General features: G+C 57.8%; 11 protein-coding genes. 6 read left to right on the top strand and 5 right to left on the bottom strand.

From position 1 onward, the window contains the following. Window positions 1-164 precede the first annotated feature (164 nt). The 6 genes from AC781_RS02150 (at window position 165) to AC781_RS02130 (ending at window position 7,339) form a co-directional block, all read left to right on the top strand. The gene (locus AC781_RS02150; protein WP_067772708.1) at window positions 165-368 is read left to right on the top strand and encodes a hypothetical protein; all 204 of its coding nucleotides are present in this window, start codon (window positions 165-167) and stop codon (window positions 366-368) included. A gap of 38 nt (window positions 369-406) precedes the next feature. Continuing rightward, window positions 407-583 (top strand): hypothetical protein, encoded by a 177-nt coding sequence (locus AC781_RS13910; RefSeq protein ID WP_156850303.1) that lies wholly within the window; start codon window positions 407-409, stop codon window positions 581-583. 316 nt (window positions 584-899) lie between these two features. Further along, a complete protein-coding gene (locus AC781_RS02145) occupies window positions 900-2,060 on the top strand; it encodes a radical SAM/SPASM domain-containing protein (protein ID WP_083076408.1) in 1,161 nt (386 codons plus the stop codon). 241 nt (window positions 2,061-2,301) lie between these two features. Continuing rightward, window positions 2,302-5,664, top strand: coding sequence for a preprotein translocase subunit SecA (secA, locus tag AC781_RS02140; RefSeq protein WP_067772701.1), 3,363 nt, complete (start codon window positions 2,302-2,304; stop codon window positions 5,662-5,664). Window positions 5,665-5,681: 17 nt separating this feature from the next. Beyond that, window positions 5,682-6,755, top strand: a complete 1,074-nt coding sequence (locus tag AC781_RS02135; RefSeq protein ID WP_067772697.1) for a GNAT family N-acetyltransferase — start codon at window positions 5,682-5,684, stop codon at window positions 6,753-6,755. Between the two features lie 116 nt (window positions 6,756-6,871). Continuing rightward, window positions 6,872-7,339, top strand: coding sequence for a DoxX family protein (locus AC781_RS02130; RefSeq protein WP_083076420.1), 468 nt, complete (start codon window positions 6,872-6,874; stop codon window positions 7,337-7,339). Window positions 7,340-7,470: 131 nt separating this feature from the next. Here AC781_RS02130 and AC781_RS02125 read toward each other — a convergent pair whose 3' ends face one another. The 5 genes from AC781_RS02125 to ftsH form a co-directional block, all read right to left on the bottom strand. Further along, entirely contained in the window at window positions 7,471-8,004 is a 534-nt protein-coding gene (locus AC781_RS02125; protein ID WP_067772694.1) for a thioredoxin-like domain-containing protein, read from the bottom strand. After that, window positions 8,001-8,183, bottom strand: coding sequence for a hypothetical protein (locus AC781_RS13590; RefSeq protein ID WP_141675693.1), 183 nt, complete (start codon window positions 8,181-8,183; stop codon window positions 8,001-8,003). The genes AC781_RS02125 and AC781_RS13590 overlap by 4 nt, the downstream gene beginning before the upstream one ends. 139 nt (window positions 8,184-8,322) lie before the next feature. Continuing rightward, window positions 8,323-10,581: an ammonia-forming cytochrome c nitrite reductase subunit c552 gene (locus AC781_RS02120; RefSeq protein ID WP_067772691.1), complete on the bottom strand. Its 2,259-nt coding sequence runs from the start codon at window positions 10,579-10,581 to the stop codon at window positions 8,323-8,325. 7 nt (window positions 10,582-10,588) lie between these two features. Continuing rightward, window positions 10,589-10,948, bottom strand: coding sequence for a ribosome silencing factor (rsfS, locus tag AC781_RS02115; protein ID WP_067772688.1), 360 nt, complete (start codon window positions 10,946-10,948; stop codon window positions 10,589-10,591). Between the two features lie 19 nt (window positions 10,949-10,967). Further along, on the bottom strand, window positions 10,968-13,358 hold the full coding sequence (ftsH, locus tag AC781_RS02110; protein WP_067772684.1) for an ATP-dependent zinc metalloprotease FtsH: 2,391 nt from the start codon (window positions 13,356-13,358) through the stop codon (window positions 10,968-10,970). Window positions 13,359-13,629 lie beyond the last annotated feature (271 nt).

Here is a 13,629-nt window from a genome sequence, read left to right as displayed (position 1 = left end):
TCCTGCGCCGTGAGCGCATGCCAGCCTGCCGCAAATGCGGACACAACGGTGAAACCGGCTGTGCCGGGAGGGACTCCGGGTGTTCCCATGCCGCATCAGATTATTCTCGGCAAAGACAAGAAGTAGTTTGTCGGCAGTCATCATACATCTTTTTTCCTATCCATATGAAAGTACAAGCATACAAAGATACAGCCAAACGCGGTTATCCCGCGTTGGCCAAAGTGGCCGCTCTCGTGGCGGTTTCCTGCGCCGTGAGCGCATGCCAGCCTGCCGCAAATGCGGACACAACGGTGAAACCGGCTGTGCCGGGAGGGACTCCGGGTGTTCCCATGCCGCATCAGATTATTCTCGGCAAAGACAAGAAGTAGTTTGTCGGCAGTCATCATACATCTTTTTTCCTATCCATATGAAAGTACAAGCATACAAAGAGACAGCCAAACGCAGTTATCCCGCGTTGGCCAAAGTGGCCGCTCTCGTGGCGGTTTCCTGTGCCGTGGGCGCGTGCCAGCAGCAACAGATTACCGAAATCGGACAGGTTCCTCTTGAGCCGACAACCGTTCTTGTGACCAAGGACAAGAAGTGACGATTTTGTTCAATATTCAATTTCTACCAATTATTATAGATGATGAAAGTACAACCACCCAAAGAACCTGCCAAATGCGGTTATCCCGTTTTGGTCAAAGTAGCCGCCCTCGTTGCAACATCCTGCGTTCTCGCTTCCTGCCAGCAGCCGGATTTGGGATCGGTCTCTCCTACCGGAGGGGTGATTAGGGTTGAGCAAAAATGACGGCTTCCGGCTCCGGCAAATGCCGGACCGAAGCCTGCCCTGCCATGTGTCCGGTGCGAATGCGCCGGATGGCATGGAGGCTGTTTTTAAGATTTGAACTGATGACACGATTATGGATTTGACGCTTTGTTTGACGCATGACTGCAATTTGCGGTGCGGGTATTGCTATGCGGGCCGCAAGCACCGGAAGACGATGGAATGGGAGGTGGCGAAGGCCGCCATTGATTTCAGCCTGAAGGAGAGTCTTTCGGAGGTGGAGCTCGGCTTGACCGAGGCTCCTTCGATGGTGCTTGGCTTTTTCGGCGGCGAGCCGCTGCTGGAATGGGAGCTGTTGAAGCGTTGCCATGCCTATGTTCACGAGCAGGCCGACCGGTTGGGCGTGCGCGTGCGCCATACGGTGACGACGAATATGACGCTGCTGGATGCGGAGAAGTGTTCATGGTTGCTGGAGAACGGCTATTATCTCGGGTTGTCTCTCGACGGCAACGAGGCGATGCACGATACATGGCGCAAGTATGCCGGGGGCAAGGGGTCGCATGCCGATTGCATCAAGGCTCTTCCGCTGCTGGAGGGGCATGAGAGCCGGGCGGAGATCGTGTGCGTGGTGGATCCCGCGAATGTGCGGCATCTGGCGGATTCCGTGCGCTGGCTGGCCGATGCGACTCGCGTGAATATTGCGCTGAATCCCAATTTTTCCGCCGATTGGACGGAGGAGGCTCTGGAGCTTCTGAGCGAACAGTACCGGGAGATGGCGGATTTTTATGTGCAGAGGTTCCGCGAGGGCAGGCCGATCCATGTGAATGTGATCGACGGCAAGATCAAGACCCATGTGCAGGGCGGCTACCAAACCTGCGACAAGTGCAGTATGGGCGAGAAGGAGGTGGCCGTGTCCGCCGCCGGGAATTTTTATCCCTGCGCCCGTCTCGTGGGCAATGACGATGCGGAGGATATTCGCTTCGGCAATGTGTGGTCGGGGTACGATACGGATCGCCGCCTGCGCCTGATTGCAGAGCGCGGCAACAGGAATCCGGTATGTTTCGTGTGTCCTGTGCGCGAGCGATGCATGAGCTGGTGCGGGTGTGTGAATTATGTGACGTCCGGCGGGGATATCGGGATGGTGGGGCCGTTTACGTGTTTCCACGAAAAGATGTCGATCGATGTGTCGGATTCTGTGGCGGAAGCTCTTTGGAGCGAGCGCAACGCCGATTTCCTATGGCGGTTTTATGGGGTGACTCCCGAAGCTCTCGAGGATGCGGAGTCGAAAGAGGTCTGAGAATGGTTTGTTTTCGGGTGCCGGGCGGGGATGCGGGTGCGTGTTGCCGCCCGGCTTCTGTTTTACGGTGGAAGCCGTTTGTCCGAAGTGCGGTGCGGAGGGCCGTATCATGCAGGGATTGCGTCATGAATAGGCGAAAGATGAAACGTAGGCTTGCGTTGTAACCGCAAGTTCTATATGATTTTGCACCTCCTGCACGCGCATCAGGCATGCCGGAGGTTTACAGTTTTCTACCAATATTATGCTTAAGTGGATTCTTACCAAGATTGTCGGCTCAAAGAACCAGCGTGAAGTGCGCAGATTGAGGCCTATTGTGGAGCGTATCGTAGCTCTTGAAGAATCCTGGGGCCCCGTGAAGCAGGAGTTTCTGGTGCAGAAGACTCGCCAGTGGCAGGCTTATCTGCATCGTTTTACGCCGCTTGTGCTGCCTCCGCGCAGCGTGATTTCGATGGCGTCTCCCGAAGAGTTGGCCGAATGGGCGGAAGTGCTGAACAAGCGGTTCCGTTCGCTGGACGACGTGTTTCCGAAGCTTCCGACGATTGCGCCGACTCCCGAATCCATTGAAGAAGGCAAGGTTGCCTTCGCCGAGATTGAACCCCGTTTCGACAAGATTCGTGCCAAGTATCTGGAAGATATTCTTCCCGAAGTGTTTGCTGCCGTGAAGGCCGGAGCGCGCGCGATGAAAGGCTCGGAGATTGATGTTTGCGGCACGAAGATGAAGTGGGATATGGTGCATTTCAATGTGCAGCTTCTCGGCGGCATCGCTCTGCATCGCGGCTATATTGCCGAAATGGCGACGGGTGAAGGCAAGACGCTTGTGGCGACTTTGCCCGTTGTGCTGAATGCCATGACGGGCCTCGGCGTCCACGTGGTGACGGTGAACGATTATCTTGCCAAGCGCGACTCGATGTGGATGGGTGCGCTTTTCCAGTATCTCGGCCTGACGGTGGGCTGCATCCAGAGCATGATGCCTTCCGATCTGCGCCGCGAGCAGTACAACTGCGACATCACCTACGGTACGAATGCCGAATTCGGTTTCGACTACCTGCGCGACAACGGGATGGCGAGCAGCCGCAAGGAGCAGGTGCAGCGCGGCCACTATTTCGCGATTATCGACGAAGTGGACTCCATTCTCGTGGATGAAGCCCGCACACCGCTTATCATTTCCGGCCCCGCCGTGCTCGACCGCGAGCAGCAGTACGATACTCTTTGCCCGCTGATCGAACGCGTGGTGAAGGAGCAGGCTCTTCTCTGCAATGAGTTGATGGCGAATGGTATGGAGGCGGCCAAGGAAGGCCGCCTTGAAGAAGCCGGCCGCTATTTCTTCAAGGTGAAGCAGGGTGCGCCCCGCAACCGCCAGTTCATGCGTGCGATGGAAGAACCGGAATACCGCCGCATGCTCGAAAAGTTCGAGACGTATCTGTATCAGGATACGCGCAAGCGCGAGCTCTACCAGCTGAAGGAAGAGTTGTACTTCACGGTGGATGAGAAGACGCACGATGCCGACCTGATGGAGAAGGGGCGCGAAGTGATTTCTCCCGGCAATCCGGAAGCATTCGTGCTGCCCGATCTCGGTACGGAGTTGGCGAACATGGATGAAAATCCGCGCATGACGACAGCCGAGAAGGAAGCCCGCAAGCGTGATCTGATGCAGCGCCTCGATGAGACGGGCGTGCGCCTGCACACGACTTCGCAGCTGCTGAAGGCCTACACGATTTACGAAAAGGATGTGGAATATGTCGTCCGCGAAGGCAAGGTCATCATCATCGACCAGAACACGGGCCGCGAAATGCCCGGCCGCCGCTGGAGCGATGGCCTGCATCAGGCCGTGGAAGCCAAGGAAGGCGTAGAAGTGGAGCGCGAAAACATGACGTATGCCACGATCACGATTCAGAACTATTTCCGCCTGTACAAACACTTGGCGGGCATGACGGGCACCGCCGAAACGGAAGCCGCCGAGTTCCACGATATTTACAAGCTGGACGTGCTGCCCATTCCGACGAACCGCCCCTGCATTCGTAAGGATGCCAATGATTTGATTTTCAAGACGCGCCGTGAAAAGTTCAATGCGGTGATCAATAAGATTCAGGAGCTGCACACGAAAGGCCAGCCGATGCTGATCGGTACGGCGAGTGTGGATGCTTCGGAAACTCTTTCCCGCATGCTCAAGCGTGCCAAGATTCCGCATGAAGTGCTGAATGCCAAGAACCACCAGCGCGAAGCCGATATTATCGCTCTCGCGGGTCAGAAGGGCGCCGTCACCGTGTCCACCAATATGGCGGGCCGCGGTACGGACATCAAGCTTGGCGAGGGTGTTGCCGAGCTGGGCGGCCTGTTCGTGCTGGGTACGGAACGCTACGAATCCCGACGCATCGATCGCCAGTTGCGCGGCCGCTGCTCCCGCCAGGGCGACCCGGGCGCTTCGCAGTTCTTCCTTTCGTTCGAAGACGATTTGATGCGCAATTTCGGCGGTGCCGAGCGCATGACGAAGATGATGGACCGCTTCGGCATGAAGGACGGCGAAGCCGTCGAAAACTCGCTGATGAACAAGATCATCGAAGGTGCGCAGAAGCGTGTCGAACAGCGCAACTACATGTGGCGCAAGCATGTTCTCGATTACGATGACGTGATGAACAAGCAACGCGAGATCGTGTACGGCAACCGCAATAATGCGCTGACGTACGAAGAACCCCGCGAGCTGATTTACGAGATTCTTGACGAAGTCGTATCGCGCAAGTGCCTTGAACATCTGACTCCGGATGAAGAAGGTCGCACGTCGGAAGACGAATTGCTGCAGTGGTGCAATTCGACGTTCCCGCTCGGCTGGTCTGCCGAAGAAACGGATTTCCTGAACAAGAGCGTGGATGAAGCCGCCGCGATGATCGTGGGCAAGGTGAAGGAAACCTACGAGCTGAAGGTGGAGCATGAACGTGCCGAACATCTCGACCATATGGAACGCCAGATTCTTCTGCAGGCGATCGACAAGCACTGGCAGGAGCATCTGACGAATATGGACGCTCTCCGAGAAGGTGTGCGCCTGCGCGCCCAGGGCCAGAAGGATCCTCTCGTGGAATACAAGGCGGAAGCCTACACGATGTTCGAGAATCTGATTACGAGCATCGAGAACGAGACGCTCAACAATCTCTTCCGCAGCACGACGAATCTCGACGCCTTTGAAGATTTCCTCGCTTCCTTGCCGCAAGGCAACGATGAAAACGACAATCTCGAAGGATCGTTGAGCGGTCTGAACGGCCTCTTCGGCGGCGGCGATCTGCTCGCCGCCCTGCGCAACCAGATGGCGAATCTGCGCGGGATGCAGGAGCAGCAGGATGCCCTTCCTGTGGCTGAGCACGCAGAGGACGAGTCGGTTTACATGAGCGAGTCGATTTCCGCCGTGTCCGATGCGGTTCCTTCGTTCGGCACGGAAAAGCCGATGACTCTTCCCAAGCGCAAGATTTCCGTCAACATCAAGCGTGAACCGGGCTCCGAAGCTCCGGTATCCGTCGATGAGAAGGATGTGGAAGGAGAGGAAGCGGAACCGTCCGAAACGCTGGGATCCATGGATTCCGGCAGCATGGGCGACAGCTCTCCCTTCACACGCTAACGCCTGAATCGACCAAGATGGGCGTTCTTGATGTCCGTTCCGTACTCGAATACGTGCCGTATTTCCGCGGCACGCTGTTCGTTGTCCATGTGGCGGAGAGTTTGGTGGATTCCGAAGAGCTGGTCGATGCTCTGCTTGATCTCGATGCTTTGCAGGAGATTGGTGTGAAGCTGGTGCTGATTGCGGAGGACGACCGTGCCGCCAGCCTGTACGACCGCTCGCGCCGCTGCGAGATGCGTTCCGCCTGCGTGCAGGCTTCTCTGAGTGCGGGAGCGTGTGCGGTAGAGCGCGTGCGGGAGATTCTGGGGCGTAATCAGGTGCCCGTCGTTTCGTCGGGCGCATGCGGCAATTTCGACGAGTTGTCCGTACAGCTTGCCGTCGATTTGAAGGCGGTGAAGTATATCGCGCTGATGGATGGGAATATTCCCATGCGCGGGGGCAAGCCCATTTTCTCGATTCTGGAGAGGGAGGTTTCCCAGGCAGCGGACGTGACGCACGCGTATGTGCTGGAGATGGCTGCCGAGGTATGCCGCCGGGGTATTGCCCGCGTGCATCTGCTGGACGGCCGCCGCCGCGGTGTGCTGGTGGATGAGCTGTTTTCTGAAGAAGGGGTCGGCACGATGGTGCATACCGACTCCTACCGCGAGATTCGCCCTCTGGAAGAGGAGGATATTCCCGAGCTTCTTTCGATGATCGCCCGTTCGGTGGTAGATGCCAAGCTGGTGGACCGCACGTACGAGGATATTCTGGCGCGATTGGATGCTTATTCCGTGTTTACGCTGGATGGCAGCATTGTCGGTTGCGTAGCGCTTTATCCTTATCCCGACGACGATTGTGCGGAGCTGGGTTGCCTGTATATCAAGTACGATTATGCGGGGCACGGTTACGGACGCGCTTTGTGCCAGTTCGTCGAGAAGAAGGCAAAGGATTTGGGCTTCAGTCATATTTTTGCCGTTTCCCGCAGTGCCGTGGAGTATTTCCGAGATCATTTGCATTATGCCGAGCTATCGCGCGACGTGCTTCCCGCCGCGCGCCGACGTGCCTTGGAGCTGAGTGGCAGATCGTCCGGCGTGTTTGGCCGGGAGTTGTAAAAAAAGTTGGATTTTTTGTTAGATTGCATGTGGAGAAATGTGCTGGAAAAGAGCGTTTTCTTCTTCTTCGGATATTTCTTTGAACGCTTTTCCATCACGCGGCATCTATGCGTTATATGGATAAGAATGCTTCAGAAAAATCGTGCGGTGCATGTAAGCTGCTCAGTGTCCCGTGGCCTGATACAACTCAACTCGGCTTGCTTGTCTTGCGTGTCGGTATCGGTGTGCTGATGTCGGTGCACGGGTGGGAAAAGTTGGAGATGCTTTTGGAAGGGAAGGGAGGTGCCTGGCTTGATCCTTTGGGCATCGGTTCGACTCTGTCCCTGTTCCTCGCCATGTCCGCCGAATTGTTCTGTTCGATTCTGCTGATTGCGGGCTTCCTGACACGCCTGGCTGCTTTGGTTCTGATTATCAATTTTTCGGTGATCGTGTTCGTATTCGATCCCAGCACGTCATGGAATGCCTCCTATGAACTGGGAGTAGTTTATCTGGTGGCGTATGTGGCCTTGTTCCTGACAGGAGCCGGGAAACTTTCCGTGGATCATTTCATTACCGGAAAGCTTCTGAAGGCTCGGGATTGTTGAGGTGTGACCCGGTCAATGTTTCGATGGCGGCCTATGGCTACCATTTTTCATAGTCGGGCAGAAGATAAAAGAGAAAGCCGCCTCTTATGAGGCGGCTTTCTGTTGCATTGTTGATGTGAGTCGATTTCCGCTTATTTGGCGGGTACCTTGGACATGAGCTGGGCGATGTCGCGGCCTTCGGCGATAACCTTGCCGTCGGGTCCGATCAGCTTCATGGTCGGGATGCCGTTCGGAGCATGTTTCATGGCAAATTCGGGAGCTTTGTCACGCGGGTAGATGACCCACGGCATTTTTTCCTTTTCGGCCCATGCTTTGGCAGCTTGCGGCGTTTGGTCGAAGCTGATGGAGATCAGTTCGACTTTGTCTTGTCCGGCGATATGCTTGTTGTAGCCTTCGACACTGTGAGGAGCCAGGTTGCGGCAGGGCGGGCACCAGCTGGCGCTGTAGTACGCGATGTAGTATTCGGCCTTGGTGTTCGGCGTTTTTTCCCCCCATTTGCCGTCGGTCAGACCGAGGCCGGGCTTGAGTTCGGCGCCGAGCTTGGATGCACCGGCAGCCGGCGCTGTTGCGGCAGCAGGGGTGGTGGCAGCGGCGGGCGTATCCTGGGCGAAGGCGAAAGCCGAAGCGCAGGCACAACAGATCGAGATAATGGTGATTGCTTTCATTGTTGTTCTTTTATGATAGCAAATGCATTTTCGTTAGCAAGATATGAAAGGGGAAAAGACGTTATTTTACGTGTCATGCCTGATAAAATCTGTGTTGCCGATGATGTCGGTTCGATTTTTGTTCGCTTTTGCAGAGATGCCGTTGCGCCATGAAGAATCAAAAGAGGAGGCAGGTTCATGAAGGCTGCCTGCTGTAGTCTGGCGACGGTGTGCAGGTGCAGCGTTTTATTTGGCGGGAATCTTCGCCATGAGCTCGTGAAGTCAAAACTGTGGCGCAGGCGGCGATTTGCTGGCAGATCAAGGTGCCTCCGCGGATGTTCAGGGGCGCTCGCCAAGGTATTGCAGCATTTGGCGTGCCCGGTCATATTGCGGAGAGGTGCGCAGGGCTTCGCGGGCTTTTGCCGCAGCTTTCCGCCTGTCTCCGTGTTCGAGGTAGATGGTGGCCTGTACATACAGGAAGTCGGGTTGCGTCGGTTCGGCCTGCAGGCATGCATCGAGATCCTTGAGGGCTTCCTGCCATTGCCCCATCTGGTTGTGGAGCAGGGCGCGGTTGTAGCGGGCCCGTGTGTAGGCCGAGTCGAGGGTGATGGCCTGCGAGAAGGCGAGGAGGGCGTTTTGGTTTTGCTCCGTTTCGACGAATCCCAGCCCGAGGAGGTACCAGAGGGAGGCATCGTCCTGATCAAGAGAGGTTGCTTTCTGCATGTATTTGAGCGCGTCTTTTGTGCGCCCGCAGGTGGAGAGGAAGATGGCATAGTCCCGGTGAACGGCGGCGGAGGTGGCATCCCATTCGCAGGCTTTGCGGTACCATGAGTCGGCAATGTCGTAGTTGCCCTGAAGTCTCGCGAGTTCGGCGAGTTTCATGGCTCCTACGGGTTGGTCCGCCTGATGTTTCGCCGCGGCTTCGAGTTCCTTGAAGGCGGTGGTGTTGCGGTCGAGTTTGTCGCGAAGTTCCCAGGCTGCCTGTATGCGTACGGCGCGGATGGGGTCGTGAAGCAACGGTTCTGCTGCGGCATTTCCTGCGGAGCCGAGTATGCGTGCGGCGGCTACGCGGGCGAGGGGTTCTTCTTCGCTGGCGGCGTCTTTGGCGGCACGGATGATTGCTTCATCGGCCGGATAGGTGGCAAGGAGGTCGAGCAGGGTGGCTTTCCATGCGCCGTTTTCTTCTTTGGCAAGTGCTTTGAGAAGGGCTTCGCGTGCGCCGGGTTTGTTGTCGTAGGCCATTTGGACGGCGCGGGTGCGGTCACGGTAGGCTGCCATTTTGGGTTTGTCGCCGTAGTATTTCCGTACGTCTTCCGCTGCCTGCAAGTCGGTTTTGTTGCGGTGGCACATGGTGCAGGCGTTGGGGATGCCGAGTTCGACGCTCATTTGAGGGTCGGGGCTGTTGAAGGAGTGGTCACGCCGCGGGTCGCGCGCCATGTAGTTGCTTTCAGGCATGTGGCATTCGACGCATCGTGCTCCCTTGCTGCCTTGCGGGCAGGGAGTGTGCTTGGCGATGTCGATGACGGGGGCTGCGATGCCGTTGACTTTGGTGCCGTTGCCGTGGCAGCGGAGGCAGAGGGAGTTGTCTTCCTGCGGGAGTTTGAGGGTGCCGGAATGAGGGTCGTGGCAGTCGATGCAGGTGACTCCGGCTTTGCCCATGCGGCTGAGGCGAAGCCCGGTTTCGCAGTAGTCTTCATCGCGCTGCATGCCGTTGGGCCAGAAGACGCCGGGTTGGGTGGGCAGGATGAGGAGGAAGTGGTCGTCGAATTTGTCGCCGATGGCGAAGTCATGGTCGAATTCGTGGCGGCGTGCGTGGCAGGTGGCGCAGTTGTCGCGGATTTGTTTGGCATCCGGTTTGGTTTTGGTGGAGATCATGCATCCGGTGCCTTTTTCGGGATGCTTGAGAAGGGGGCCGTGGCACTGGATGCAGGAGACGCCGGGTTCTTTCCAGTCGGAGTGGTAGGTGTGTTTGTTGAGGTTGTAGTTTTTCTGGAATCCGCTCATGTGGCACCATGCGCACTGGGAGTTCCAGTTCATGCCGCGCCCGGTCCAGTGACCCCAGTCGCCGGGCTGGCGGCTGTCGTTGCCGAACATGTCGAACCATTCATGCTTGAGGATGTCCCATGCCGCGCTGGGGGTGTGGTAGCCTTTATCTTCTGCGGGGACTATGTATTGGACGAGGGGCGTGCGGCCGACGGCCCATTTGGCTGTCCAGGCTTTTCCGGTGGGTATGTCGAGGATGGAGCGCTGTTGTTTGTCGTCCGTCTGGAAGGAGAGGGTGGTGCCGTGGGCCTTGAGTTTGTGACCGTGGAAGGCTTCCGCATCCCATTTCGGGTTGAGGCTGCGGAAGGCCCATGCGTGGTCGGATTCCGCCCAGCTGCGGAACTGGTCCGGGTGGCATGCGCCGCATTGCATGGAGATGGGGATCTGGCTTTGATCCCAGTGGCCGCTGATGCCGGAGAATACTTTTTTGGGCGGAGCTGCGCCGGAGTCATCGCCATCCTTCGAGCAGGAGGTGAGCAGGCTCAAGATGCCGACGGCGGAGACCAATGCTCCGCCGCGGATGAGTCGGGTGATGGCGATGGACGCTTTGCTCATGGAGGCGTCAGGGTTGCGCGGTCCATTCGAGCCGGGTGGCGTCTTTCCAGAGCTGTTCCATCTGGTAGAATTCGCGGACTTCTTCGGACATGACGTGTACCATGACGTCGATGTAGTCGAGGACGGACCAGAGGGCATTCGGGGTGCGCTCAGCGTAGACGGGCGAGATGCCGTATTTTTCGTCGACGTCTTTGTCCACATCACGCAGGACGGCGCGCAGGTGGGGGACGGAGGATGCGGTGCAGATGACGGCGAAGTCGGTGATGGAGGATGTGCCTCGCAGGTCGTAGATGCTGACGTTTTCAGCTTTGATGTCGGAGGCGGCCTGTGCGCAGGCAAGTGCCAATTCTTTGGAATCGGGAGACATGTCGTTGTGTGGATGTTTCTTACAGTTTGGAGGGAGATTGCGGCGCTACTTCGTCGCCGTTCTGGTCTTCGTCGTCGTTTTTATAGGGAGGCGGTTCGTCGTCCGGCGTTTGCAGGTCGGTTTCCTCGTCGTCGTCCGAGGGGACGGGCGGCGGGGAGGTTTTGTCCGGCGGGGAGCTCATGGTGCCGTTTTCGAGGAGTTCACGCACCTGGTCGCCGGAAAGGGTTTCGTAGGTGACGAGGGCGTCCGTGATGAGGTCGAGCTTGTCGCGGTTGTCCCTGAGGATCTGGATGGAACGGTCGTAGCCGCCCTGAACGATGCGCTGGATTTCTTCGTCGATGATTTGCGCGGTGTGTTCGGAGTAGTTTTTCGTGTTCTGGCTGATGTCACGGGCGAGGAAGACTTCACCGTGGCTGGAGCCGTATTCGACGGGGCCGAGGCGCGAGCTCATGCCGAATTCGCAGACCATGCGGCGGGCGATGTCGGTGGCGGTGTGGATGTCGCCGGAGGCTCCGCTGGAGACATCGCCGTAGACGATTTCTTCGGCGCAACGGCCACCCATGCAGATGACGATGCGGTCGAGCATTTCGCTGCGGTGCCAGCTGAACTGGTCTTCGCCGGGGAGGCTCATGGTGACGCCGAGTGCAGGGCCGCGCGGGATGATGGTGACTTTGTGCAGCGGGTCGCTGGCTTCGGTTTTGAGGATGCAGATGGCGTGGCCCGCTTCATGTACGGCAGTCATGCGTTTTTCCTTGTCGCTGATGGCAAGGCTGCGGCGTTCGCGGCCCCAGCGGACTTTTTCGCGCGCTTCTTCCAGTTCGTCGTTGGTGATGGCGGGCATGTCCTTGCGGGCGGCGAGGAGAGCGGCTTCGTTGATGAGGTTGGCGAGTTCCGCTCCGGAGAAGCCGACGGTGGCGCGGGCGATGGGTTTGAGGTCGACGTTTTCGGCCATTTTGACCTTGCGGGCGTGGACGCGGAGGATTTGTTCGCGGCCCTGTACGTCGGGCAGGCTGACGGTGACCTGGCGGTCGAAGCGGCCGGGGCGGAGCAGGGCGGGGTCGAGTACGTCCGCGCGGTTGGTGGCGGCGATGACGATGACGTTTTCCGTGGCGGAGAAGCCGTCCATTTCGACGAGGAGGGCGTTCAGCGTTTGTTCGCGTTCGTCGTGTCCGCCTCCGAGGCCGTGTCCGCGGTGGCGGCCTACGGCGTCGATTTCGTCGATGAAGATGAGGCAGGGAGAGTGTTTTTTCGCTTCGCTGAACATGTCGCGCACGCGGCTGGCTCCGACGCCGACGAACATTTCCACGAAGTCGGAACCGCTGATGGTGTAGAAGGGTACGTCCGCTTCGCCGGCGATAGCGCGGGCGAGGAGGGTTTTACCGGTGCCGGGAGGTCCTACCATGAGGATGCCTTTCGGGATGACGCCGCCAAGGTTGCGGAATTTGGCGGGGTTGCGGAGGAATTCGACGATTTCCCAGACTTCTTCCTTGGCTTCGCTGACGCCTGCGACATCCTTGAAGGTGATTTTGTTGCTGCCCGGCGAGTTCAGGCGGGCGCGGCTTTTGCCGAAGTTCATCGCGCTGCGGGGGCCGCTGCCTCCGGTCTGCGAGCGGAAGATGAAGAAGAGGATGAGCAGGACGAGAAGGATGGGCAGAAGGTTGACGAGGATGGTGCGCCATGTGCTGGAGTCCGTCCGCACGGCAACGTTGCCGAGGAGTTCCATGACTTTGTCGCGTTCCATTTCTCGCGAGAAGGGGACTTCCACTTTTTCGAGCATGTTGGGCTGGCTGTCGAGTGCGGGCCATGTTCTCGTGATGTAGGTGCCGACGACGACGCCCTGGTTGCCGTTGTAGAAGATTTGGGGCGCCGGGGTTTTGATGCCGTTGTGTTCGATGGGCTGCAGCCTGCCTTCCTGAGCAAGGCGTTTGAAGGTGGCAAGGTCGATGCGCTGGTGTTTGGCTTCGATTCTGGCGAGGGCGGTCGGCGCTTCTTCAAGGGTGTCGTCCGCGATGTCGGTGATGCCGAGGTCGTTCATCAGGCCCTTGATGTTGTCTTCCGTCGAGAAGGGCATGTAGAAGGTGTGTTCCGTGATTTTTGTCGGTTTGACCTTGTCGATGTAGCGGTTGGCGTAGATGGTGCCGTCCAGAGAGCTGTCCGAAAGGACGACTTCAAGAGGGAATTTTTTGTTGTCCTGAACGATGCGACCGTCCCGGTAGAGGGAGGTGAATTCGGCCAGTGTCAGTTTTTTGGAGCCGAAGCCCATGGAGTTGGGGCCGATAAAGGCATAAGCCAGAACGCCGACGATGAGGAGGATCAGTACCCAGACACCCCAGTTGGGAGTGGGGGTGGCAGGCTTGTTGGGCTGCGAAGGCGGACGATTGGACGGCTGTGGTGGTTCTTGGTCGGACATGGCGTTCGAAGATTTCGGGTTTGCTCCCGAATGCGAGCAGTAATCTTACCGTGCGTTTTCCTGCTTGCAAACGATATTTCGAGACATACGGAGAAATACCATGGGCTTTTGCATGTAGCCTGTTGAATGGGCTATAGGCGATTATACGGATGTGTATGGATATGCACAGGGATCTCTCCATTCCCTCCGGTGACGGGCGGTCGGCGCGCTGTATGACATTGTATGGTCAAAACGGGGGATCGGTATTGACGGGATTTGCCTTTTTGTTATG

Source organism: Neoakkermansia glycaniphila, from assembly GCF_001683795.1.
Taxonomy (GTDB): domain Bacteria; phylum Verrucomicrobiota; class Verrucomicrobiia; order Verrucomicrobiales; family Akkermansiaceae; genus Akkermansia; species Akkermansia glycaniphila.
This window is presented reverse-complemented; position numbering and strand designations above follow the sequence as displayed.